We start from the raw sequence: 25,008 nt of genomic DNA, 5'->3' as shown, positions 1-25,008 counted from the left end.
GGAAAGCATGGTCGTGTGGCCAGAGAACCTTTCTCTGGTCACACGACCGGCACCACTCACACAAATCTGTATGGAGTGAATGCCCTGCGCCCAGGCAGGGTTAGAGAGGGAAAATAAGTGCAACAGTTGCAGGTAAATCAGGAAGTGGATACCACCACTGATTTCCTGGAAAAAATGCGCCAAAAAGCCCAGGCTTTCCTTCCTAATCGACAGCAAGCGCCCTCGAACGGTGCCAGTCCCACCCCGGATGGCTCCGGCTCCCCGGAGGGTGCCAAGCGATCACGAATCCCCGATCTTGCCTTCATCGCAGTATTTCTGGGCGGAATGTTGGTGTTCTTTTACCCGGCTATCAGCAACTATTGGAACACCCTGCTCCAAGGACGCGCGATTGCGGAATACACCCAAACCGTAAACAAGATGCGCCCCGGAGAAATCCAGCAAGCCTGGGACGAGGCCGAAGCCTATAACCGGGAACTGCTCACCAACCAGGCGCGCTACCATCTGTCCCACTCGCAAATGCAGCGCTACCTTTCCCTGCTAGACATCGGGAAAACCGGGATGATGGGGCATATTGAAATCGAAAAACTGGGGGTAGATTTACCCATCTACCACACCACCGAAGATGTGGTGCTACAGGTAGGGGCGGGGCACATTCCCGGCAGTTCACTACCTATCGGCGGGGCAGGTACCCACACGATTTTGTCTGGGCACCGGGGATTGCCCAGCGCCAAACTATTCACCAATCTTGACGAGCTAGAGGAGGGCGATCGTTTCGTGTTACACGTACTGGATCGCGACCTGGCTTATCAAGTTGACCAAATCCGGGTAGTCGAACCTAAAGAACTATCGAATCTGCAGATTATCCCGGGTCAAGACTATGCGACTTTAGTAACCTGCACGCCCTATGCGATTAATACCCACCGCTTGCTGGTGCGCGGTCACCGGGTTCCCTATGGAGGGGACGCCGGATACGTGCCAGCCGATGCGGTCGCCATGGATCCGGTGATGGTTTCGCTAGCCATCTCGGTGCCAGTGTTAGGAATCATTTTGGCAATCACCGTAACTCATGTGCGGCGTCGCCGAAATCAAGCGGGAGAAATGACGGAAGCACTATGAGCAAAGTATTTAGTTTCAACCGCTTAATAGGGGCGCTGGCTGCCACGGTTCTGGCAGCTCTACTGGCAATCGGGATGCTCGCTCCCGCCACCGCGCATGCCGCCGATCCCTCACAGGAAAATAGCGAAACCAGTACGCCCTCCGGCGCTACCTCCCTGGATTTAGTAAATCTAGAAAAGATTAATCAGAACGCCAAAGGCACTATCACTCTTGATTTTCATCATGAGGGCGCGCCTTTGGTGGGGGTGAAAGTCTCCGCCTATCGGATAGCGCAAGCTAAGCGTCATTTCCCTGCTCAACCGGCCTATGGGCAGTATTTGCGGGCTTTAGGGTGGAATGATTTCCAAGATAAAAGCGGGGCGATTCCCGCGGGCAGTGCTGATACTACCAAGTGGGCGGACTTCGCAGGCAGCCTCGCTAACCATATCCATGCTGACCAGGTAGTACCAGATGCGGTGGCGACCTCGGATAACAATGGGAAAGCAACCTTTAACAACCTGGAAGTCGGGGTGTATCTACTGTTGGCTGCCCCCTTTACTAGTAGGGCTGCTAGCGGGGAAACCTATATGTTTAATCCCGCGATAGTTACCCTGCCGAATATGGTGGACGGGAAACTGCAATACGCAGTAAACGCAGTGGCGAAGCTCGAAAAAGTAGTTCCCAAGCCGGCGCAATACCAGGTGGTTAAACACTGGCAGGACGGCGGAAACCAAACCGCGCGTCCTAAGGCAGTAAAAATTCAGATTCTGCGGGACGAAAAACTGTTCCAAACTATCGAGTTAAACAGCGCAAATAACTGGAGCTACCGCTGGGAAGATAGCGAGGGACATCGTTGGGCGGTAACCGAACAGCTCAGCAATACCCCCTATACCGTGCGTTATGAGCAGGTGGGCAAGGTGTTTACGGTTACTAATACTTTGGTTCCCGAAAATCCTCCCAAGCGTCCTCCGCTCACTAAAACCGGAGCGAATCTAAATTACTTATGGTTTGCCCCCTTGCTGATGGTTTTAGGGACAGCTGGAATCGCCATGCGGCGCCGGCAACTATCGGCAGGAAGCGGCAGTGAATACAAAACGGAAAGAGCAACAAAACCTATGGCAAACCGCGCAGATAGGGAGGCGAAATAGTGTTTAAGCAAGTCTATAAAGACCGCACCCGGTTACTCGCTATTCTGGCGGCGCTCTCTTTCTTCGTGACCACCCTGCTACTGGCGATTCCCTCCTACTCGTTAGGGATTAAAGAGGCCAATAACCTGGGAGCAGATAACGTTTCGCAGACACTGCGGGAAGCTACTGACTGTCAAGTAGACCCGGGTACGGTCACCACTGAAGATTTAACAGTTGGCGATGGCAAAATAGAAATGACCAATCGCCAGACAACCAAGAATCCCGAGACCGAAAAAACCGAGGCGATTAACTCCGGCAATGTTAGCCAGCGCTGGACTGGGGAGGCCTTTAGTCAAACTATCGGAATCTCGAATACAAATCTTGACCCGAACAAGGTTTATCGGGTTTATTTCCGGTTTGATAATAAAACTGCCTCGGCTCCCGGCTATGTACTAGGGGGGAAATCCGACACCAGGCTGGAGGTAGGCAAGACCTATTATCAGGGGACCGGAGAGGTAAATCCCTACACCTTTAACCAGGTGGAAGATGCTAACGGTAAAGCTGTTCCCGGCTACTATTTTATTGAGGTTGCCGGCTCTAAAATCGGGGATGCCTTCTCACTCCCGGTAAAAGCCAAGCATGATTCCCCGGCATCGGCGGGCGGGAAACTGCAGGTTTGGATGGCAGAGCTTTCAGCCAAGGAAGTGGCTGATTTAGGTAAACAAGGCCAGGAACCTACCTGCCAGGTACAGGAAAATACCTGGGATACCATTCGGCAAAAATATGAGGCCAAAAAAGCGCTGGTCAAGAGCGGGAAAGACTACGTGTGGGGAGCGGCGACTGACCCCAGCATTGCCTATGATATGGCCAGTAAAAACTATTATATTAAGAACCTGCGCTATACCTTCGGCAATACCCCGGTAGAAACCGCGGGGAAACCTAAAGGAGCGGTCGGTCAGGATCCCGCCACGGATGCAACCTATGTAGATACTTTTACCTTGCCAGAAGGGGTAGAGTTTAACTCTCAATACCTCGACAAACTACGGAGTAGATCTGGATCCATTGACGATTGGTATAACGTCATCCCAGAGTGGTCAGCGAAAACTGGAACCTTCTTAACGCTGAATTTTGAAGACAATGGTAAAAGGATTCCCCTGTTTGCCCTGCGCGCCACCGATATTTACCACAGCTCACTCAGATACGAGTTTGGTGCCGATAATCGGACTCTAAAAATTACCTACCATTTGACTGCTAGGCAGGACAAACCTAAACTCGTCGATCGTAGTGTGGATATTCGGTTCGGCGACAATTTCTTGTTGGTAAAGCAACCTAAAGAAGCTGATACGTACAATCTCCACAACGAGTTCCAGGCGACTACTAAATACACCCACACTGAACCCGCTGATTCTAAGGCAGCAGTTACTGACCCGGTTACCGCAAAAGGCCCAATTCCTGAGGTAACTAAGACCCACGAAGGCGGAGAAGGGCAAACCTTCTACCGGGGCGACCCCATTGACTTTACGATCACTGCCACTAACAAGGGATCTGGTCCCTGGAAGATTAAAGAAGGCGAGAAAGACGAAGGCATTATTGCTGATCACCTTCCGGAAGCCTATTACGTTGCGCCCGCGCAAATGGCCAAAATGTTTTCTGAGGACGGAGACGGGCTCACCATTAAGATCACCGACGTCAAAATCTGTGAAAACTATGTAGCTAAAAATCACACCACTACCAACGGAAAACCGGGAGCAGGACAAGCCTATTTAGAATGTGCTACCGCTAAAACCGCAAATCTAAAACTTAAGAAATTAGCGAGCGGCAAGATAGCGATTACCCGCTCAGGAGAGCCGGAAGTTACCACAGAAGTTGATAATACGGTTGCGGCGTTGCAGACAGCCCTGAAAGATCTGGTAGTAGTGCAGAGCACCCGCTATCAGGTGGCCTGGGAAGTTCCCGGACACGTGATTTACGGTGGCAACACCGTCAAACATGTAGTGCGGGCTACTGTTAAAGACGATTTCATGGCCGGGCCGACTTTCACCGAGGAACAAACCACCAACCAGGTGAATCTGAACAAGGAAGATGTTCCAGACAAGGTAAAGACGGTTAACTCTTTTAAGGCTAATAAGACCGCCTATGTGAAAAACAAAAAGGTGGAACAAAAGGGAACCGCAATTCCCATTGGAACCGTAGTTAAGTACCAGCTCTCCTTGGAACGTAAAGGCGGGAAAGCAGTATATAACGCCCTGCCCTTCACCGATAAGCTCTCGGGTGCGCAAGTGCTGCTGGTTCCAGTAAAAGGGGAGAACGCAACTAACCCGGATTTGCAGGGACTCAAAAAATACAATTACAACGAGCAAGATTACTACCTGCTGGATAAACCAGGCACTTATCGCAATGTGCATTTTAGTGCCACTGAAACCGTAGGAGAATCCTCTAAGAGCAAAGAATTTATCGCTGACCGGATCGAAGTGAAGAAGCTTGATAACGGGGCAGGGATTAGTACCTCGACCTATTGGTTTATGTCCAGCCAAGATTTCGCTAATCCCTCTACGGTTAGTGTCGAATACCTGACTCTCACCGATCCCGAAAAGACCGGATACACCCAGGTTAAAGAAGGACAACCCAACGCCCTCAACCTAGGCGGGATTGACCCCCCGGAATATAAGATTACCGACAAGACGGAGATGAGTATTGCGAAGTTGGCGGCAGATAAGAAGATTGTCACCAAACGGGGCGCTACTTTTGATGAAGACTCCCTAGTTTCCCAAAGCCCGCTGAAACCGGGGGAAAAGGTTACCTATCGCCTGGGCCTTTCAGTATTTGGGGATCAGCCTTTCAAACTAACTGGCAAACAGATATATGACGCTCTGCCCCCCAGCTTGCCGGGTAAACCCTGGACTAAAGACCAGTTGTCCCTGGAGATTCCGGCGGGGCAAAACAGGCTGAACGTAACTGCCGGTGACCTTAAGGACTGGAAGATTACCAATGTTAATCCGGCAGATGGCTCTACCAGTGACGCTCAGCAATACCTCGTTTGGAATTCGGATCTGCAACTGGAAGTATCCGGCTCCGTATATATGTATGTAACCTGGCAGTTACCGGGGGGAGCCGATTGGGATAACTATCGCAAGAAATATCAGTTAGACACCCTATTTAACACTTGGCATGTCCTTAATGACTCCTATGCAGTCAGCCACTACCTGGGCGGGAAAGCCGGAGCCACCTTGCAAAAAGGGGTAGCGGATACCGGAGTAGTCGGGAAGGAAAAATATGCGGTAACAACCGAGACCAAATATTCGTATGGGAGCGGCTACAGCAGTGGGACCAAAAATTTCACGGTGCTAAAGCCAGATGAAACCAGCACAGGTCGGGTTACTTACGCGAACTCGTCCCAAGATCCCTCTGCTAAGAACTACAGATATGTGCGCTACTACAACGTTTTGCACAACGACGGGGAATCCCGCCTGTATATTAACGACATTCAAGACGTCCTGCCTGAAGGGTTCCACTTCATTGCCGGCATTGATGATAAATCAATTTTGAAAAATGGGATATGCCGCAAAGATGGGGACAAAGATATCTGCACCAAGTATGAATACAACAGTACCGGTAAACCCGCGCCCGATGGCGTAGGTATCGAGCTGGACAGCTGGGAAGACACCTATTATGACCAGGTATTTCGTGATGATTCTCCGCGTACTAGCTATTTACCGATACACAAAACCTGGAAATCTAGCGCCGAAAACACTCCCGTAGATTTCCCGGGAGAAAAACCCAAGGTTGCTTCCTTGCGGGCGATTGTGGATACTCGTAACCCGCGCCACGTAACTTTCCGCCTTGATAACTCCCAGGCAGGTTCCAATCTGGGGTACGACACCCAACGGAATAAATACTATTTGAACCCTGGGGAAACTGTCGGGTATAGCTACCTAGTGGCAGTCGGCGAAGAGGCTAAAACCAAAGATTTAAGCCGCAACCAGATTGTAATGCCCTACGACGATCAGCAGGGACAAAAAATAACGGTAAATCCGGCGGTAAAAATTACCTCCCAGCCCCTAGGGCAGGCGCCAGCCAATGACGGGGATCGCCAGATAATCGATACCAACACCGCCAATCAAAGCGGTTTCGTAGGCGGGGACGATAATACCCAATGGCTATCCTCCCAAGTAGATGTGACTCGCGCAAAAGTCTTGCCGGGGGTTTCCAAGAAGCTAATCGCTAAGAAGAATGCGGCTGGTGCCACTACAAAAGAACCCAAAGTTGCCGGATACCCGGATACCTTAACTTGGGAAGTAACCGCCCATAACGATGGCAAACAACCCATCACCGACTATGTAATCAGTGACCGCCTAGATTCCAACTATCTGTTCACCGGTACAGTTACCTACACCTGTCACCCTCCCAAGTTGGACAACAGTGGCGGGTATGGCTGGTCGAGTGACGATTGTACTCGCGGTTACGATTTAGCTACCTTTGACGATAAATCATGGGAATACCAGGCAGATGGTACTACCCCCAAGAGCGTAAAGATCAGTTATCAGGCTCCTCACTACAGCACCTACACCTCAACTTTGCAGGTAAACGGGGCTCCCATAGCGTTACTGGGAAGAAATACTGTATTCCACGTTTCGCTCACTTTAAACGAAGGAAAGCTACAGCTGAACGTACGGGTCATTCCCGGTAGTGGCGATAAGAAGTCTCCGCAGCTTGGATATGCGGTAAAGGGCAATCCTTTATTGCCGGAAGGAAAAGCCACCTTACGGCTCTCCAGCAGGAATCCGAAACAAAAAGGTGACTATCGTACGGTCTACAACAGTGCCTATGTAACTCCTATCGACAAAACCTTCAACCAAAATGAGGTTAAGCACGGTTCCAAAGCGCTGCAAGATATCACCCTGGCGCAAACCACTAAAACCAACGAAAACTATGAATACCCGGAGCAGCCTGATAGTACCAAAAACCCCTACTATTGTTGGGGGCACGGCTACACCAGCTATGTTTGTGCCAGCGCAAACAAAACTAATCTTCCCAGCGTGCAGGCTGACGCATCGGTGCCGATTGCGCAAGACGCCTATACCTCTTCAATCCAGAGCGTAGAAGAAAAGGCGAATCCGGAAAACAAAGTTACTTCCACGGGCGAGAAAAACTATATTTCGCTGCCCAGTCAAAGCTCGCTGTTTACCTATACTTTAGAGGTTAAGAACAACACCGATGACGCTATCAAGCGTTTGACCCTGATCAATAACCTGCCGCAAAGCAAAGATAACTATAGCTTTACTGGCAGCCCAACGCGGGGATCGCAGTTCCAGGTAGATTTTGCGGATAAACCCAATGCGACATTGGAAGTGAAAGACGCGAGCGGAAATTGGGTACCGGTAGATCCCAGTAAATACACGGTGGAATACTCCGATAAATCTGGAGGGTTCAGCCCCACAGATTGGGATGGCAGCGAAAAGGACGGCTGGGATGCAACCCCTACAAGTAAATCGCGTTCCTTAAGAATTAATCTGGATGAGCGCACCGCCGCCAACTACACTTTCAATGGCGGCACTTCCCTGCGGTTGCGTTTCGATGCCAAGGTAGCCAGCGGGGCAAACCCCAAGCCCGGCGAAATCGCCTGGAACAGCTTCGGCTATAACTACCCGGCGCCGGGAGCCAGCTTCAACCTAGAGTCCACCCCAGCTAAAGTCGGGGTAAAAGTACCGGCAGAAATGCAATTGCAAAAACAGGTACAAGACGAAAATAATGAGCCTTTGCAGCTCAGTGAGAACGCCGAATACACCTTCTTGGTTTATACCGGGGAAAAACTTACCCCCGAACAAATGACTGAGAAGACCTTGATCGAAAACCTCAAGAAAGCTGGCCGCAGCTATATTGAGGTGAAAGTGCCGGTAGCCAAAGGTGCTTCTTCCTCGGAAAAGATTTCCCTGAACTCCCTGGTAGGCAAGCCCGCCAGTCCCTCGGGAACCTGGTCGTGGCAGGACGGGGAGCGCTACACCCTGGCGGAGCTGCCCCCCGCCGATGGCACGGAGTTCTCTAACTACCAAGTGTCCACGGGCAGCACTGAGACCCCGGTTGAGCACGAAGGAGATTATTCCTTTAGCTATAACGCCAATGAAAACGTTACATTTACCGGTACAAATATTCGCAGCAAGTGGGAAATCAACCTGTTCAAAGCGGACGGGGATGACTGTGGCGAGGACGGTAGTTGCACTAAAGGTTTGGCCGGAGCGGTGTTCGGGTTGTACTCCCCGGAGCAAACCCAGCAGATTACCGCTGACAAGCTACACGATGCCGGTCTGAGTGATTTGGATGAGGACGCCAAGACGGTAACGCAAGGAGAGACAACCTATTACCTGTCCCGCGTGGTTACCACCGCTACTGATGGCAAAGCCCAGTTCAAAGACTTGAATAAGCAGGAGTATTTCGTAAAAGAACTGAAAACTCCCGACAAGTACACCGCGACCTGGGAGGGGCAGCTATTCCAAAAGCCGCTTCCCGGCGCGACAGGTGAACAGCCAGGTAGCGCCGATAACCCGGTGATGGTCAAGAACTATCAGCCCTACGAACTGCCGAAGTCAGGAGGCATCGGCACCCTACCCTTTACCCTGTTCGGGTTAATGATTTGTGGGGGAGCAGTATATGGGTGGATGCGGTATCGCCGCCGCCAGGGGTAAAGCCCGCCGGACGCGCTGGGTACGCTGGATACAGGTAATCTGTATCACGCTGAGCTTGCTGCTAGTGGCGCTACTGGGGTACTCCTGGTGGCAAGGGCGTGCCGGTAATAGCGAAATAGATAACCTCCTGACGAAAGCCCAGGAAGTTATCCCCGGCTCCCGCCAGGTGGGAGTAATCGCCACCCAAACCCCCGAAAACGCGAAAAAGCCCGGCTCGTCCTCCGGGAAAATAGCTGGTAAGGGGAGTGAGCGGGGTGCGGAAGGTGCCTCTGCCCTGGACGCTGCCAGCCCTTACCTCGAGACCGTAAATCTTTCCGGGTACGAGGTCACCGGGATCCTGCAGATTGCCGACCTGAATCAAAGCTGGCCGATTATCGCTAGCGGCAATGCGGCGGCGACTGCGAAAATTCCGAGTATTTATGGGGGTAATCCCGCCAGCGGCAACCTGGTGATCACCGACAGCGCCGATAACCGGCAGTTTACAGGGATTAAGAATCTGCCCGATGGATCCGAAGTAGTGTTTACCGATATTTCCGGACGCGAATACCGCTACCAGATAGCAACCGTAGAAACTGTTCCCAACCGCAAATTATCAGCAATTTCGCGTCACCGGGAAAGATGGGATGCCGCAATCATTACCCCCAACTTTTCAGGCCGCGGGCAAATAGTCACCCGCCTAGTAAAATCCGAAAATAACTAGGTGGCTGCGCGCGCTGGACGTACCCTAAAAAAGGCGTATCCGTGCGCTACCTCCGGGAATAGCGGAAAAATAAGGAGTGACTACTTGTAGTCATTTTGCTATGCTGGCGGAAGGAGGGGATAAAAATGGTCGCTACTTCGGTACGGATGAGCGATAAGACCGCGGAAAAACTTGATAAGTTATCGCGTCTAACCGGACGCTCAAAATCTTATTATCTTCGTGAGGCGATTGAATCCTCAATTGACCAGTTGCTCTATGAATACACCCTACTAAATGAAGTAGAAGAAATTCGCGCTGGTAAAGCGAAGACTTACTCCCTCGAGGAAGTGAAGGCGGAACTTGGTCTGGAAGATTGAGCTAAGCGCCCGTGCTTCATCTAGCTGGCATGGAAACTCGAGCCTAACTCATGTTGTGAGCTAGGGTTAAGAGGTGCAGATCGAGTATCAAAACCACCTGAAGCCGGATCAGCCTGCAATCTTGGTTCATGAACTTTTGGAACAGGCTTTTGGCCCCGAAGAGCTGGGGGAGTCAGAAGATTTGATTGCTCAGCTGCAGGCGGGGCAGTTCCAGACTTTTTCTGCTTGGGAGGATGCTCTTCCATTAGGGGCAGCGATTTCCTGGCCGGCTACCAGCGAAGTTACTTTGCTGAGTTGGCTGGCGGTCAGTCCCCGCACTCGCGGTCATGGGGTGGGCTCTAAACTTTTCCGTCAAGCGATTTGCGCTCTGGAATCTGGTAATAACCCCCTGTTGATTCTGGGAGAAATTGAAGATCCGCAGCTCCACGCGCCCTCGGAAGATAGAGGGGATCCGCAGCGGCGTTGGGCTTTCTACCAGCGCCTGGGAGCCAAACACCTGGACTTTCCCTTCGTGATGCCGCGTTTGAGTGCGAACGTACCGGTGGGGCAGGATATGTGGCTGCTCAGTTTCGGAGGGCGCGCTCACGCCGGGATTGAGGCTAGTACCGGCAGGATTGCGGGGCAAGGCTTGGGTCGTCCTCTAGAAAAATTCTTGAAAACCTACCTAGCAGATAGCGGCGAAAGCCGGAACGCAGACGGAAAGTATCGCGCCGAAATCGAAAAAATGCTGGCAGCCGCCACCAATCTAGAATAATCCTCGAAGCTGCCCGGAAATCCTGTATCCAACACTGCAATGGCTGACAGAAAACAGTTAGCGATTACTAGCGTTAGGCTTCGTAGCTTTCCTGTCAGCGCGTTTTTCGTGACCTCTCGAACCTTAGGTAGCAGCATAATCGTTAAGTCCCGCAAGAGATACTCGAACTAGTTTTTAAGAAGAGTAAAACTGCCGAGAAAATAGCAGCAAATAGCCCTTCAGATTTGAATAAAAGTAAGGTATGATACTTTCGGAAACGTTTCCGGCGAGACCGCCGCCTACGCCTTGGTCGAGGAGGACCAGTGAAATCAAGAATTAGTAGAAGTTTTTTGGGATTTTTTATCGCCTTTCTGCTGGTAATAGCTGGTAGTGCTACTCCCATAGCTCACGCGGGCCCCAATAGCCAGGTAATGTACCTGAACTTCAAACCGGATCCAACCGTTCAAAACCCCTTAACTGTTTACCGAGTCGAGTACTGGGCTGATGGGCAGGCAAAGCAAAGTCAAAAGTTCTCCGCCCAGCAACCGGAAGGCTATATAAACACAAATATCTTGGCGCCAGGCAATCCCCTGAACTTCCGGGTCTACCGCACGGACACCACTTCCTTACAGCCAGGAGAGAGCGAAAATCGAATCTGGGAATCCGCCGTTTATACTGGCGTGAAACCGGGGAACTCCGTTTTCACCAGGTGGGATGCTCGTAGTTTCAGCTATAACCAGGATGGACTGGAACCGGCAGCAGACGGAAAACTAAAGGTGAGTTTTACCCCCGATCCCAATGTGCCCGCAGCGGAATATAACCTATGGGTATGGACTGATGGTTCTGGTGGCTACCCAGTGGCTTTCACCGGAAAGGATGGGGCAGGCAACCTAACCGCCGAAGTCACCGTTCCGGCTCCAAATGAAAAAGTAAATCTAATTGTGCGCCGCTCGACTGCGACAAACGACTGGGCGTGGCAAACCTCTGATTTGAAAGATATCCCGGTTCCGGGCGGGATCGATATAAAAACCGATGGCAGCTACCAGCTAAAACCAGCCGAAAATCCCCCTGCCCTCCCTACCGAGGTCACGGTGACTGTTCACTACCTGCGTTCCGACAATAAATATGACAACTGGAATGTGTGGACTTGGCTTCCGGAAAAGGAAGGAAAGCGAGCGGATTTCGATGGAAACCATACCGCCACCATTACTCATAAAGACCCAAATGGGATTGAAAAAGTTGGTCTGATTGTGCGCCGTTCAGAACCCGGAAATGAATGGGCAGAGAAAAACACTCCCGATGACCTCTTTGTTACCAAGTTCCCCCAGGGGAAGGCGGAAATCTGGATTGTGCAGGGTGACCCCAAAATTTACTATTCGGAAGCCGACATTCCCAAACCGACTCCTAACAGCAATTGCGCGGATCTACATACCGCGGAATTTAATAACAAATATTTTTACGAGGGCGAGTTAGGGGCGATTTACTCCCCGGAAAAAACCACCTTTAGGGTATGGGCGCCTACCGCCCAAGCAGTCGAGTTCGTTAACTATTCCGCGGGCGGAAAAGTCACTGCCATGACCAAGGGGGAAAAGGGAACCTGGGAGATTACGTTCGATGGTGACCAAAAGGGAGTGCAGTATCGCTACCGCCTCCATTTCGCGGGCGACAAGGTTAACGAAGCTATCGATCCCTACGCCCGGGCGGTTACCGCCAACGGTACTTACGCCGTGGTGATTGACCCCGATAAGACCGTACCCAGCAACTGGGATGGCAAACGGATGCCCGCATTTACCTCGATGAAGGATGCGATTATTTACGAGGTACACGTACGCGATTTAACCATCGGCCCGGATAATGGCATCACTAACAAGGGGAAGTTCTTGGGGCTCACCGAGACGGGTACCAAAACCAAGGCAGGGAATCTTTCTGGCTTGGATTATCTAAAATCTTTGGGTGTCACCCATGTGCAGTTATTGCCGATTTTTGATTTCGGGTCTGTAGATGAGTTGGGTGACCTCTCCTATAACGCCCAATACAACTGGGGATATGATCCCCAAAACTACAACGTTCCCGAAGGTTCTTACGCAACCAAACCGGCTGATCCGACCTCGCGCATTTTGGAGCTAAAGTCAATGGTGGAAACCATGCATGTTAACGATATGCGGGTGATTATGGATGTGGTTTATAACCATGTCTACAATCCGGAAACATCGCCGTTGCAGCAAACTGTTCCTAACTACTATTTCCGGATGGATGCGAACTGTAAGTTCCAAGACGGGACCGGAGTTGGCAATGAAACCGCTTCGGAGCAACTGATGATGCGCAAATACATTGTTGATTCGGTTACCTATTGGGCAAAGCACTACGATATTGACGGTTTCCGTTTCGATCTTATGGGTATCCATGACGTGGAAACTATGAAAGCGGTACGGGAAGCGCTAAATAAGATTGATCCCTCAATTGTGATTCTGGGCGAAGGCTGGAAGATGGGTAACCATCCCAGTGGGGTAGCAGCGGCTAACCAGGAAAACGCGAAACAGATGCCTGGAATTTCGTTCTTCAATGACCAGTATCGTGACACCGTAAAGGGCGATAACTTCGAGTTGAACCACACCGGATTTATTAGTGGTGCGAACCAGCCCCAACGCTCTTGGGATTTGTTGAACAATATCAAGGGCGCCCAATATGTGCGTAACTATCTGGGACCAGACCAGTCTGTGGTCTACAACGAAGCCCATGACAACTACACCATGTTCGATAAATTGAAAGGCAGTTTGCCGGCAGGTACCCCTGATGGGGAAGTAGCTCAGCGGCATGCCCTCGGTACCGGCACCCAGTACCTGGCTAATGGCGCGGTATTCATCCACGCGGGGCAGGAATTTTTGCGTACTAAAGCGGGGGATCACAACTCTTATAAGTCCCCCGACTCGGTTAACGTTTTCAACTATGACCGGGCTAAGCATTACGAAAAGGAAGTAAAGTTCTTCCGGGATTTAAACAAGTTCCGTAAGCAATATGATTTTATGCGCCTGGGCAGTTACGAAGCTGTAAACCAGAAGTACACGCATGAAATTATTGCTGGTGAAGAAAGTATTGCTACTAATCATGTGGGTTATACCGTAAAGGATGCTTTCCCGGTGAAAACTAAGAGCGGTAAAGACAGTGCCGATGCGTTCGCATACGTGAATGCAGACAAACAGGCTTGGGAGGCACCTTTGCCGGTCGGGGAATACGAGGTGATGATTAAGGGATTGGATGTTTACCAAAAACCGGTAACCCTCACTTCAAACGGTAAAGTTACGGTACCTCCTTTAAGTATTTTATTGGTGAGGGAGGCACCGGTGCCCGAGCCGGAACCGGAGCCAGAACCAAATCCGGGTACGAACCCGCAACCGAATCCAAACCCGGAACCGGGATCGCAGCCAGGTACTCAGCCCTCAGGGAGCAATTCCGCTGCGTCACGTACGCCTAATCCCTCCGCCAGGGGCAAGGATTCCGTCCAAGATCGTAGCGTAGACCACCTGGCGGCCACCGGGGCAGGGGTACCCGAGATGGTACTTATCTCGCTGCTGCTCGGGGCTTCGGGAGTTATGGTCACTGTCCGCGCTCGCAAACACGGGTAGGCTAGCGCGGTCTTGACCTGCTACTTCGCTTAACATTTTGCGAGGTAGAACGGGATGAGTTCAGCGTGATTTTCGTGTGAGTACTCCCCCATCGCCCTCCGGAAAATAATAAGTTTTTCTGGAGGACGCGGGCGGGCTAGGCTGGTTTAGAAAGAAAGTTAGTTCTCCTTTTGGAATTGGGGTGAAGCATGGGGGAGCCATCCTTACAGGTGTGTTCGCCGATTCCTGGGCGGCTAGTGGGGCTGCGGCAGGTACCAGACTTAGTGTTCTCTGGCATGATTGTGGGTGCCGGGATTGCGGTGCGTCCACTCCCCGGAGCCAAAAAACTGACGGCGGTAGCGCCCATTTCCGGGAGACTAATAAAGCTGTTCCCGCACGCTTTCATGATTGCCAACGGAGAACAAACAGTACTGGTGCATCTGGGGATTGACACGGTAAAGATGCGGGGGGACGGTTTCACCTGCCACGCCCTCGAAAATGAAATGGTTAAAGCCGGAGATCCCATTACTACTTTCTCGGTTAAACGAATTGAAAAAGCGCGTTACTCGCCGCTATGCCCGGTGGTGGTACTGGATTCAACTCCCTCTGACCTGGAAAATCTCCGCCCGGAAGGTAATCAGGTGGAAGTCGGGGATTTGTTGTTCGAAATCAGCGCCGCTCCTGCCGGCGATCCCAGCGAGTGGTGACCCTTGCACCCGGTTCCCGGAAATGATTAACCGCGCCGAGTTCCGCTTATATTCAATGACTTTAATTACTTAACCAGCTTTTAACTGCGACTAACCGTTACCATTAAAGGGTGTAAACCGATTTTAATTTTACGCCGACGAATATTTTGAGTGGAGAGAAAATGTCGAAAACTATGGAAAGAGTGGTCAGTTTCCTGATTGCCCCGCTGCTATTAGTGGGGATGGGGCTACTGGCTGTCACGCAACTGCCCAGTGCTCACGCCGAAGATAGTGACTCCGAGAAAACGTTGCGGATTGAAATCCTACCGGAAATATTTCTCAAACCCGGCAGCAAGGAATTATTCGCCAAACCAGAAGAAACTGTTGGGGTAAGACGCACGATGGACGTATATGGCGGAGCCCCTAAAGGACAGGTTTTGGAAGCTTGGAAGAAAGTAGCTTTTCAAGTTTTTGATGAAGAGGGCAATCTGATTGAGACCACTACCGGCACGGTTGGAGACAAGAATCGTTGGAGTGCAGGTAAATACCTGGGACCATATAAGCAGGGTAAAGCCTATACCGTAAAGGTGGATCCCTCCACGTTGCCGGAAGGGTATCACTCGTGGTTCACAGCCCTAAGTTCTGGGTATCCGGAGGCTAGAGGCGGAAAAACTGACCTGATGACGGTAAGCAAAGACTCCCAGTCCGCCACTAATGCCGCGACCAACTCTAACCCGATTGCGGAAACCCGCTTCCACATGGATACTGTGCAGATTGCATACGCGAAGAACCCGCAAGTAGCCAAGAATCTTTTCACCGTAGATGCTGAGGGCAAGGTCACCGGTCTTAATCCGAATTATAAAGTCGGCACTGACTATGTACTCAAGTCAATCGATAAAGATTGCAAGGTGGTACTACCTACCCCGGCAGAAGCCGATAAGCTCGCTGCCGAAGGATATAAGCCTGGAAAGTACTATTTCTATTACGGAAAAAAGCCGTTTCCGGTTTCCGCGGTGAAATGCTATGAGGGTTTTGGGTATCTAAAAAATTGGAAAGGCGACGACCAGGTAAACACTAACGCCAAATTTAAAACTTCCAGCGTCTTCACCGTGATGTTGGATCAAAAGATCCCGGAAGTTACCTTCTATAAGGGCGCGCCTCAGGAAGGTCAAGAACCTGAAGTGCTGGCAACCCAGCAGGTCTATTACCGGCATTCCCTTTCCGGTAACTGCCTAAGTGACGGAACTACCTGCCTACCGAAGAAGCTCCCGGCGGTTCCGGCGGCTCCCGCAGGGCAGGTTTTCAAAGAATGGAATACCAAGGCAGATGGTAGCGGGCAATCCTTTAATGCCGAGACCGTAGTTATGGCGGATATGGCGGTCTACCCCGTCTACCGCCCGAACACTCCGCCTGTATTAGAGGTTAAAGACGCCACTATTACCGTTGGCGATAAACTTGATCTACGTTCGCTGATTACGAAGGCTTTCGATGAAGAGGACGGAGCTGACCTAGCCGCAAAAGTAGTGATTGAAAAAGGGAACTTCGATTCGGCTAAACCGGGTACTTACAAAGTTAAGTTCACCTTGACCGATATGAACGGGGAAAGCGTATCTGCTACCGCGAAGATCACGGTGAAAGAAGCAGCTAAAACTCAAACCCCGCAACCTGACTCTAAAGTGAAGCAGCAGATGCCGCCTACCGGAGCTGCTGGAATTAGTGCTTTAGGTATTGCTTTGGCTTGCGTCTTAGCTGGTATCGCTGCCACTGCCGGAGCCCGGATGAGTCGCAAAAGGTAAACCCTAGGCTCGCCCCGCCGCTAGACTCCTCCCTCTGGGAGCCGAGTCCCCGGCGGTGAGGTCCGTAGACAGAGAGTGGGGGCAGATTCCTTTGGAATCCGCCCCCACTTTTGTTCCCCATCTCAAGCAAATAAGGAGATATCAAACGATCAACGCTCAATCCTTATTGCTGTTATTAATGATAAGACATTTGTCTGAAAAATAATATAAATGAACCTGTGAATTAGCTTTATATTTGGCAAAAGCCGCAGCTAGTGAGATTTTATAGAGATTTTCCACTGTTTTCCAAAAAAATTTCGGGAAACTAAGCGCCTAGAAAACGAAGAAACTAGCCGCTCTTGATTAGCTTATGTTCTAACCGCAGGAGCCACACGAGTAACCCAGGCAACTACTTGATCCCGCAAGAAATCCACCTTCTCCGCATCCGGGTAAGCGCTTTCAGCTTTACGGTAGTTCGCGGGTAGTTCCCCATACAAACTGAGATTATCCAAGAACAATAGTTCGCAACTGGGAGGTAGCAGCGACTGTGGATCATCTACCAGAGGGGCGAACCATTGGGAAGCAAGAGTTTGGGGATCAACCACGAATAAGGTCGGGAGGGCGATGTCATGCAGCAATTTTTCGGTGTCAACCATAGTTAGTTCCCCTAAGGTCTGCCTACCGATTACAAAATATGCTCGCGAAGCCCCCTGGTCATTGGGAATACGAGTGTGTCCTACTTTCTCTAACTCAGCTAGCTGCGAGGGTGAAAACACGTCCTCCCAGGAAACTTCCGCCGGCCCTAAAATAGGTGCCGTAAGCACCAGTGCCTGCACCTTATCTGGAACCGCGCGCAAAGCCACCAACGCTCCAGAACCGTCAGCATGCAAGATAATCCGATCGAAGCCTCGCTCAGCGAGCCAGCCGCAGGCCGCCTTTAAATCCTCAATCTGGTTTTCTAGACGAATCACATCATCGGCGCTATCCCCGCAGCCAGAAAAATCTAGTTGTAAAGTCGCGTAACCAGCGCTGCGATAGGATTTTGCGAAAACATCGAACCACCCCAGCCCGTGGCGGTCAAGCAAGAAAGAATGCGCAAAAATCACCGCACATTTACTGGAGTCCACTGGCACAATGAATTCCGCCGCCAAGGTGATACCTCGGGAAGTGTCGATTCTAATCTCGCTCATATATCCACCGTAAACCGCGAAACATAAAATATGTTGTGAAAAAATACGGAAATTGCTTAAGGACAGTTCTCAACTTGCTGCAACTTTCCTCATCATGCGCGTGCGATAGAATGAGGAACGCTTATTCTTATCGATTTGAAAGGTGTTAGCCGTGGGAAAGAAACTCCTAACCGTGCTCGGCATCGGCGCTGGTATTGCCCTGGTTCGCCGCGAAGTGCGAGAGAACCCAGAGGGCGGGGTAGCAAAAACCGTTAACGCGGTGACTTCCAATCCGCAGGTACGCAAAGCGGGGGAGGCCACCAAGAAAAAGGCTTCCGAGATTTTCCGCCGCCAAGGCGAAGCCGTCACCGACAAAATTGCGGACGCGGTCAAAGAACGCATCTTCGGAGTAGCGCCCTCCAGCAAATCTAATCCCGAGTTCGTAGATGTCGAAATCGAAGAAATAACCGTTGAAGGACCGGATTCGCGTCTCTAAAATGGCTGACTCAGCTAATAAACACGCAGCTGTTGACGGCTCTCAGGTGCCTGCTGTTTCCAGGAAACAGGTGCGGCGTTGGAGAAAATATCTCGCGGAAGAACGCCTGGAGGCCGACACCTATCGTTACCTGGCGCGCCGGCGTAGTGGCGATGAGCGGGAAGTGCTCCAAGAATTATCAATCGCCGAAGAACGTCACGAACAGTATTGGTTAAATCTCCTGGGTGAGGACGCGCTGCCCACCCCGCGGGCAAGCCTACGTTCACGGCTACTTAACTTTTTTACGCGCATTTTCGGAACCATCTTTATGTTGGCGATGATGCAGCGGGCAGAACAGCGGCATGATTACGAGGCAGACCTGGATGTTCCCAAAGAAATTGTGGCGGATGAAAAAATTCATTCCGAGGTGGTGCGCGGTCTGGCTGCCCGCCAACGCGCCACTATTTCCGGAAGTTTCCGGGCTGCCGTTTTCGGGGTAAACGATGGTCTCGTCTCTACCTGCGCCCTCATCCTGGGGATTTTTGGTACCGGAGTTTCTAAAACCACCATTATCGTTACTGGACTAGCGGGGTTACTATCCGGAGCCCTCTCCATGGGGGCAGGGGAATACGTTTCGGTACGTTCTCAAACTGAACTGTTGGCTTCATCTTCCCCAGACCCCGAGTCTGAACACGCCATCGATAAGCTCAATATGAACCAAAATGAACTGTCGCTAGTGTTTCGGGCGCGGGGAGACGATGCTGCGACTGCTGACCGTAAGGCGGCTGCCGCCTTTGCCAAGATTAAGACCGGTGGACACGCCTATCTAGAATCGGGTAACCGGGAATATGAAGAAATCGGTACCGGCATGAAAGCCGCTATTTCTTCATTCACTTTCTTCGCTATTGGAGCCTTCGTCCCGCTATTCCCATTCCTTTTACCGCTTTCACCCCTGCAAGGTGCGATAGGCGCGGTGATTCTAGTAGGGGTAGCGCTAGTTATCGTAGGCGGAATTGTGGGGTTGCTTTCGGGGGTAAATCCGGCTCCCAAAGCGCTGCGACAACTGCTGATCGGCTATGGGGCGGCGGGAGCCACCTACCTGTTGGGATTAGCTATCGGCACCCAGCTCTAAACTGCCAGCTATGTGCGGTTAGAGGGCGTCCTTCTTGCCGGAGTTTCGTTACCGCCCTTTGTAGGCGTTCCGTTAATCACTGCCAGAGGTGTTTTTATCTTTAGTGACCGGATTAGTGTCTTTTGAATCCTGCGGTTTGGTATCACGCAAACGCAAAAGCTGCCGAAACTGGCGGGGAGTTAGATTGATGCTCAAATCAAGTGCCTCGGGAAGTACCCATCCTCGCCACTGTGCCAAAAGTACAAAAATCAGCGCCGCAATAATGGAGAGCGCCATCCCCAGTACCGGCATATTTAGTTTGAAAAATACCACCATGATTACTGCCGAGGTGGCAGCGGGGGTGGCATACAGATTAGCGCCCCCAAAAATCTTGGGAATCTTTCCCACCATCACGTCCCGGATAATACTTCCTCCCACCGCAGTAGTTAGTCCCATCATCATCGCGGGTAACACCCCTAGTCCCAGGGCGAGAGTTTTTTGGGCGCCGGTAGCGGCCCAACACCCCAGGCAGAGGGCATCGGCCACGGTTATCATCCGGTTGGTCCATTTTGATTCCAGGCGCCAAAAGAACGCCACGGTGGCTCCCAAGAGGGCGCCGCCTAGATAAAAGGGATCGGTAAAGGCTACCGGAATCTGTTGTAGCAGCACGTCCCGGGTCATCCCGCCACCCAGCGCGGAGATAACCGCCAGGGTGGCGAACCCGACTGCATCAAAACGGCGTTCACGAGCGAGTTTCGCGCCGATAACCGCGGCACAAAACACTCCGGTCACATCGACTGCCCGGAACCAGATTTCAATAACTTCGGGGCCTAAGGAACTTGTGGGCATACCCCTATCTTTCTATCTTTCACCCCATTTTTTCCACTAACGGATTTATCTCCGCCCCAGCTTTCCCTCCATTTTAAGGTACGCAAATAAGCAGGAGGAGCACGTCCGGGTCGCGGCCGGTAAAAGATACGAACGGGGCTTGAGCTGAGCTTTGCGAAGCTCACGGGGTCCCCGGAGTGCTTTTACCGAGCCAGACCCGGACACGGTCTGCTTTTACCGAGCCAGACCCCGATACGCCTCCGGGTTGATTACGGCATCGATTTTACGTTTAGAAGGCAGTCCTGCCAGCAGTAATATTCCAGCTAGTGACAAAATGGTATAGAACCAGAACAGGCGAGTGAATCCTTCGTTTAGCCCCATTTGGAACGCGGTCTCTATCTGGTCACGGTGGGACTCAATATCTTTTAGATATTGTTCCTGCATCTTATCGATGCCGGGAGGAACCATCCCCATTTTGGCTTTCATTTCCTTTTCCTGCTGCGCGAACATGTATTTCGCAACTTCTTTAGTGCGATCTACCACGTTGGTTACATCAGCGGTTTTAATTTTATTTTGCAAAGAAGCAGGCATATCGGACATCTTGAATCCCATATCGGATTTCGCCATGGGGGTGGCGGCTTTCCCTTTTGGCTTTTCTGCTGGGACTTTTGCCTGGCTACTTGGGGGCATGGTCTGCCCGTTAGCGTCGGGTGCCGGAGCAGTCATAGCGGGCATCGCTGGCATTTCCATGGCGGGCATGGCGTCCATGACTTTGCCCGATAGACCTCCCATGGCGGTGGCAAGTAACCCGACCAGTATCGCGGGAGCCAAAGTGGTACCCAGTGAGCGGATAAGCGAGAGTGTCGCCTGTCCGGAGTTGGCATCAGTTTCTGGAATCAGGTGCAGGATTAGGTAGGTTAAAGGCGCTCCCATCAGGAATCCTAGCCCCAGACCCATTACGAAAATCGAAAGCGAATTCGATAGGTATCCCGGGTAGGGGCTCGCCCAATAAATCAACATGAACCCGGAAATAGTAGAAATCAGCACCCCAATCCCTAGCACGAAGCGAGGACCAAAACGGTCGGTTAGCCGTCCGCTTAATGGAGCCCCGATGGCCGAGGCCAAGCCGATAATAATCGTGGGATAGCCGCCTCGTCCAGAGGGTAGCCGCATACAGTTTTCCGCGAATTGTGGGATGAACATGACGGTCATCATCAAAATGCCGGATACGGCAGCGAACAACAAAGTAGTTCCCACGTTGATAGTAGCGAAGTATTTAAAATCGATGAGAGGGTCATCGGCGCGCACTTCCGCTACCCAAAATGCTGGCAGCATGATCAGGAAAATAAGTAAACCTACCCATACGTTGGGGTCTCCCAGGGATTCGCCGATCTTGGTGAAGTCTAGGTTTTGGAATGCCCACAACAGGGCGGTAATCATCACTACTAGGATAAATACCCCTGGTAAATCTAGTTTGCGCGCGGAATTCTCATTTTCTTGCGGGAGCGCCCAAATTCCGAGGGCGACCACGATTACCGCAATCGGAACGTTAATGTAGAAGATCCATTGCCAGTTTTCCTGTCCGGCGATATCCAAAATGAGAGAACCAGCAGAGCCGCCGAACACTGAGGCAACGCCATAAACCATGCCTACCAGCCCTAAGGCCATGCCGCGCTTAGGGGGAGGAACGATAGTGCCCACTGCAGCGGTTGCTACTGGCACCATCCCGCCGCCTCCGATTGCTTGGATGGCGCGGGAAGCTAGTAACAGTCCTAGGGAAGAGAAATCTTGCGCTAGCCCGCACCCCAGGGAACCGAGCCCAAATAGCCCGATAGCCAGTACATATACCGGTTTACGGCCAATAATGTCCGCAATTTTTCCGATTACTGGAATCGCGGCCGCATAGGCGAGGGTATAAATGGTGAAAACCCAAACCCCGACCTTATCGCCTACTCCCAGCCCATTTTGAATCACGGTACGCGCCGGGTTCACAATCCCCATATCGAGGGCGCCCATCCCGATGCCCGCTAAATAGAGGACGAGGACGAGTTTCCACCGCTTAGGGGCAGTAAAATCACTGGGGGCGCGGTTATTTACTGTCGGAGATACTCCGGATTTCTTTGATTCTTTCGCTTCCTCTTTATTTGAAGCGCCAAGTAGATCGCTCATTTTGATCCTTAAATAGCCGTAGTTTTCTGGCGATAGTCTCAGGCTTCAAGGTCGTGGGAGGTGTCTAGAGATTCCACGAAGTCTCGGAGCATTTCGGTAAAGATGGCTAGTTCTTTCTGGCTTCGTTCGGCAAATAAACCGCTGAGACCGGCCTCCATAGGGGCAGTGAAGTCGTGCCCAATTTGCCCACCTAATTCCGAGATGCGCAGAACCGTCTTGCGCCGGTCGGCCTCATTACTTTCCCGATTTACGTAGCCTGATTCCATAAGCCGATCGGTCAGGTAGCTAACTGCCGCCCGGGTGATATGCAATTGCTCAGCTAATTCCGAAGGGGAGAGGGGAGCGCCGGCCAGTTCCGCCTGCCAAATTTGTAATAGGGCTTCCCCGTCTTTTCCGTGCAGTCCCATTTTTGAGGAATACCGGTTAATCAGGTCATTTGAAGCAAAAACCAGTCTGTGTAATTCGTAGAGGAGTTGGTCAATAAGTTCCTCGCGCCCTTTGGCGGATGTCGCAGCATTATTCATGTAGTTAAGTATATTAACAATTAAGAAACTTAAGCAACCGGAATTTAAAATTACCTACCCGCGCAGTCCCATCCCTAGGGAACCCTCGTTCAGGGAATCGCCGTTATCGGGATAGGTGCCCGCAGGAGCCGGTTTTACCCGAGGGGGTGCGGGGTGTGTATACGAGCCAGGCTCGGATTAACAGAGATGACCTTTGTTGGGCGGAGAAACCGGTCTACTGGGTACACCTGTGGGTACGAGGAAAAGGGGCTTAATTGGGGAGGGTGTACCTTCGCTGGGGTAGATTTTATCCGAGTAGGTGCGGTGGGCATAAGAATCCGGAAAACGCCGCTACGTTTTCCGGATTCTTGGGCAGGAGGAAAAATCTACCCCTGCGAGCATGGAGTTACCAACACTAGAGGACTTATATCTAGTGGGGTTCGGAATTGCGGGGTAGGGGCGCGGGAGGAAAAACCGGCTCCTGTGGGTACAGCTGTAGGCACTGCGAAACAGCGATTTAACCAGCGGGGAGGGGCTGGGCGGGGCAGGAGGCCGCCACTGCCGCCATCGCCCGCTTTTCCTCCGGAGTAACCCACAGTTTCCACTTTTGTTTAACCGCGGTCTGCAAAGCCACGTATTGACAGTGAAATCCCTGGTTAGGGGGCAGCCAACTGGCGGCGTCCTTATCTTGTTTATCTTGATTCGCCGGGCCATCAACCGCCAGCAGATTTAAGGGGTCGTTGGCGAACTGTTCACGAGCTTTAGCATCCCACCTACTGGCTCCGGTTTTCCAGGCATTAGAGAGGGCGACTACATGGTCAATCTGGATCTTGCTGGAAGTGTCTGCCCCTTTACGAAATCGTTGGAAACGCCCAGTATATGGCTCTGTTAATTCCCCAGATAGCACCACGCAATCATGAGTTCCTGCCTTGGTCTGCACCTGGGACAAGTCGCGCCGTAAAATATCGTTCCGGGTATCGCAACCATTGCGATCCACATCTGCCCAACGGATACCGAATTGAGAACGCTGATATGGGGAGGCGCTTTCCCACTCTCCCTCGGGCAGGCTGGCGACTGCTTTTACCAAATCGGTTTGCACCGATTCGGAAAGAATCTGATCCGCACTTTTCCCCCAATTGGGCAATCCCACTTTGGGTGCTCCTTTTTGGGAAAGTCCCGCTAAATCCGGACCGATTCCAGGGATAAAAGCCCATGCCAGCAAACCAATAATAAATCCCGCAATAATGCGGGTACCCCAGGAAAAATCCTTCCCAGAACGTCTGCGTCTGCCTAACCGGTAATACCCCATAGCTCCATTGTGGCAACTTTTAGGCGCTTTCCTAATTGGCAGTCCCGCTGCCGGAAGTATTTGCTTTTATCTCCCGCGGTGCACAATAGAAGCATGTTCACGCTTTCCCAGGCACGCGCCCTCGCCCCGACGCTCCCGGCGGCGAGTATTCTGCCGAAACTGGAAAGCGTCCTCGAAACCGCGGGGAAAGTAATTGTTTCCGCTGAGCCAGGGTCGGGGAAAACCACTTTGGTTCCTCCGATTTGCTGGGCGTTAGAGGATGCGCGGGCGAAAAATAACTCCCCGGCAGCGGGGGTAATAGTGACCGAGCCGCGCCGGATTGCCGCCCGGGCTGCTGCCAGTTACCTGCAGACATTGCTGCCTAAAAATGAGGATAACCTGGCAGCTAAAGTCGCATTTTCTATCCGGGGAGAATCCACTCGCAGCCGCAATACGCGCCTAGATTTTGTGACTGCCGGTCTGTTTTTGCGGCGCCTGCTGACGGATCCGGAAATCGCGGGTATCGGTACGGTGATTATCGACGAGGCTCACGAAAGGTCTTTGGATACCGATATTTTATTAGCTCTGCTCTGCGAGGTGCGTCCACTTAGACGTCGGATTTGATAAGTAGGCGTTTGCGTTAGCGAGTACGCCCCAAGGGGGTGTGGAAAACCATCTGCGTTAGCGGGTTGGGATTTTGCGTTAGCGGGT

At 51.7% G+C, this 25,008-nt stretch carries 17 protein-coding genes; 12 read left to right on the top strand and 5 right to left on the bottom strand.

Annotated features, from left to right (window positions below; genetic code table 11):
* The first annotated feature begins 117 nt into the window (after positions 1-117).
* From BQ5456_RS04290 to BQ5456_RS04250, 9 genes are all read left to right on the top strand, one after another.
* Positions 118-1,116 carry a class C sortase gene (locus tag BQ5456_RS04290; RefSeq protein WP_205407851.1) on the top strand — a complete coding sequence of 333 codons (999 nt, stop codon included), beginning with the start codon at positions 118-120 and terminating at the stop codon, positions 1,114-1,116.
* Positions 1,113-2,243: a Cna B-type domain-containing protein gene (locus BQ5456_RS04285; RefSeq protein ID WP_071128911.1), complete on the top strand. Its 1,131-nt coding sequence runs from the start codon at positions 1,113-1,115 to the stop codon at positions 2,241-2,243. Before BQ5456_RS04290 ends, BQ5456_RS04285 begins: the two co-directional genes overlap by 4 nt.
* Complete coding sequence (locus BQ5456_RS04280; protein ID WP_071128910.1) at positions 2,243-8,902, top strand: SpaA isopeptide-forming pilin-related protein; 6,660 nt, start codon at positions 2,243-2,245, stop codon at positions 8,900-8,902. Before BQ5456_RS04285 ends, BQ5456_RS04280 begins: the two co-directional genes overlap by 1 nt.
* Positions 8,868-9,602, top strand: a complete 735-nt coding sequence (locus tag BQ5456_RS04275; RefSeq protein ID WP_071128909.1) for a sortase — start codon at positions 8,868-8,870, stop codon at positions 9,600-9,602. The genes BQ5456_RS04280 and BQ5456_RS04275 overlap by 35 nt, the downstream gene beginning before the upstream one ends.
* 125 nt (positions 9,603-9,727) lie before the next feature.
* Entirely contained in the window at positions 9,728-9,958 is a 231-nt protein-coding gene (gene relB / locus BQ5456_RS04270) for a type II toxin-antitoxin system RelB family antitoxin (RefSeq protein ID WP_071128908.1), read from the top strand.
* A 73-nt stretch (positions 9,959-10,031) separates the two neighbouring features.
* Entirely contained in the window at positions 10,032-10,712 is a 681-nt protein-coding gene (locus BQ5456_RS04265) for a GNAT family N-acetyltransferase (RefSeq protein WP_071128907.1), read from the top strand.
* Positions 10,713-11,014: 302 nt separating this feature from the next.
* Positions 11,015-14,314, top strand: a complete 3,300-nt coding sequence (gene pulA, locus BQ5456_RS04260) for a type I pullulanase (RefSeq protein WP_235858530.1) — start codon at positions 11,015-11,017, stop codon at positions 14,312-14,314.
* Positions 14,315-14,502: 188 nt separating this feature from the next.
* Positions 14,503-15,000 carry a PTS sugar transporter subunit IIA gene (locus BQ5456_RS04255; protein WP_071128905.1) on the top strand — a complete coding sequence of 166 codons (498 nt, stop codon included), beginning with the start codon at positions 14,503-14,505 and terminating at the stop codon, positions 14,998-15,000.
* Positions 15,001-15,161: 161 nt separating this feature from the next.
* Entirely contained in the window at positions 15,162-16,775 is a 1,614-nt protein-coding gene (locus BQ5456_RS04250) for a bacterial Ig-like domain-containing protein (RefSeq protein WP_071128904.1), read from the top strand.
* A 347-nt stretch (positions 16,776-17,122) separates the two neighbouring features.
* On the opposite strand, the gene BQ5456_RS04245 is transcribed toward BQ5456_RS04250, so the two are convergent.
* Entirely contained in the window at positions 17,123-17,944 is an 822-nt protein-coding gene (locus BQ5456_RS04245) for an alpha/beta hydrolase (protein WP_071128903.1), read from the bottom strand.
* A 151-nt stretch (positions 17,945-18,095) separates the two neighbouring features.
* On the opposite strand from BQ5456_RS04245, the gene BQ5456_RS10565 reads away from it, so the two are divergent.
* Together BQ5456_RS10565 and BQ5456_RS04235 are read left to right on the top strand one after the other, a co-directional pair.
* Entirely contained in the window at positions 18,096-18,419 is a 324-nt protein-coding gene (locus tag BQ5456_RS10565; protein ID WP_071129918.1) for a hypothetical protein, read from the top strand.
* A gap of 1 nt (position 18,420) precedes the next feature.
* Entirely contained in the window at positions 18,421-19,530 is a 1,110-nt protein-coding gene (locus tag BQ5456_RS04235; protein ID WP_071128902.1) for a VIT1/CCC1 transporter family protein, read from the top strand.
* 72 nt (positions 19,531-19,602) lie between these two features.
* On the opposite strand, the gene BQ5456_RS04230 is transcribed toward BQ5456_RS04235, so the two are convergent.
* The 4 genes from BQ5456_RS04230 to BQ5456_RS04215 form a co-directional block, all read right to left on the bottom strand.
* Positions 19,603-20,358: a trimeric intracellular cation channel family protein gene (locus tag BQ5456_RS04230; RefSeq protein ID WP_071128901.1), complete on the bottom strand. Its 756-nt coding sequence runs from the start codon at positions 20,356-20,358 to the stop codon at positions 19,603-19,605.
* Positions 20,359-20,571: 213 nt separating this feature from the next.
* Positions 20,572-22,506: an MFS transporter gene (locus BQ5456_RS04225; protein ID WP_071128900.1), complete on the bottom strand. Its 1,935-nt coding sequence runs from the start codon at positions 22,504-22,506 to the stop codon at positions 20,572-20,574.
* A gap of 38 nt (positions 22,507-22,544) precedes the next feature.
* Entirely contained in the window at positions 22,545-23,030 is a 486-nt protein-coding gene (locus BQ5456_RS04220) for a MarR family winged helix-turn-helix transcriptional regulator (protein WP_071128899.1), read from the bottom strand.
* A gap of 496 nt (positions 23,031-23,526) precedes the next feature.
* Positions 23,527-24,318, bottom strand: a complete 792-nt coding sequence (locus BQ5456_RS04215) for an HNH endonuclease family protein (RefSeq protein WP_071128898.1) — start codon at positions 24,316-24,318, stop codon at positions 23,527-23,529.
* A 93-nt stretch (positions 24,319-24,411) separates the two neighbouring features.
* On the opposite strand from BQ5456_RS04215, the gene BQ5456_RS04210 reads away from it, so the two are divergent.
* The gene (locus BQ5456_RS04210) at positions 24,412-24,921 is read left to right on the top strand and encodes a DEAD/DEAH box helicase (RefSeq protein ID WP_071128897.1); all 510 of its coding nucleotides are present in this window, start codon (positions 24,412-24,414) and stop codon (positions 24,919-24,921) included.
* The last annotated feature ends 87 nt before the right edge of the window (positions 24,922-25,008 follow it).

The organism is Varibaculum massiliense (genome assembly GCF_900106855.1).
Classification (GTDB): Bacteria; Actinomycetota; Actinomycetes; order Actinomycetales; family Actinomycetaceae; genus Varibaculum; species Varibaculum massiliense.
This window is presented reverse-complemented; position numbering and strand designations above follow the sequence as displayed.

Coding starts and splice junctions, on each gene's coding strand:
- BQ5456_RS04245 (WP_071128903.1), bottom strand. CDS start 17,944: ATGAGCGAGATTAGAATCGACACTTCCCGAGGTATCACCTTGGCGGCG.
- relB (WP_071128908.1), top strand. CDS start 9,728: ATGGTCGCTACTTCGGTACGGATGAGCGATAAGACCGCGGAAAAACTT.
- BQ5456_RS04275 (WP_071128909.1), top strand. CDS start 8,868: ATGGGTGGATGCGGTATCGCCGCCGCCAGGGGTAAAGCCCGCCGGACG.
- BQ5456_RS04215 (WP_071128898.1), bottom strand. CDS start 24,318: ATGGGGTATTACCGGTTAGGCAGACGCAGACGTTCTGGGAAGGATTTT.
- BQ5456_RS04255 (WP_071128905.1), top strand. CDS start 14,503: ATGGGGGAGCCATCCTTACAGGTGTGTTCGCCGATTCCTGGGCGGCTA.
- BQ5456_RS04250 (WP_071128904.1), top strand. CDS start 15,162: ATGTCGAAAACTATGGAAAGAGTGGTCAGTTTCCTGATTGCCCCGCTG.
- BQ5456_RS04285 (WP_071128911.1), top strand. CDS start 1,113: ATGAGCAAAGTATTTAGTTTCAACCGCTTAATAGGGGCGCTGGCTGCC.
- BQ5456_RS04220 (WP_071128899.1), bottom strand. CDS start 23,030: ATGAATAATGCTGCGACATCCGCCAAAGGGCGCGAGGAACTTATTGAC.
- BQ5456_RS04235 (WP_071128902.1), top strand. CDS start 18,421: ATGGCTGACTCAGCTAATAAACACGCAGCTGTTGACGGCTCTCAGGTG.
- BQ5456_RS04210 (WP_071128897.1), top strand. CDS start 24,412: ATGTTCACGCTTTCCCAGGCACGCGCCCTCGCCCCGACGCTCCCGGCG.
- BQ5456_RS04225 (WP_071128900.1), bottom strand. CDS start 22,506: ATGAGCGATCTACTTGGCGCTTCAAATAAAGAGGAAGCGAAAGAATCA.
- BQ5456_RS04230 (WP_071128901.1), bottom strand. CDS start 20,358: ATGCCCACAAGTTCCTTAGGCCCCGAAGTTATTGAAATCTGGTTCCGG.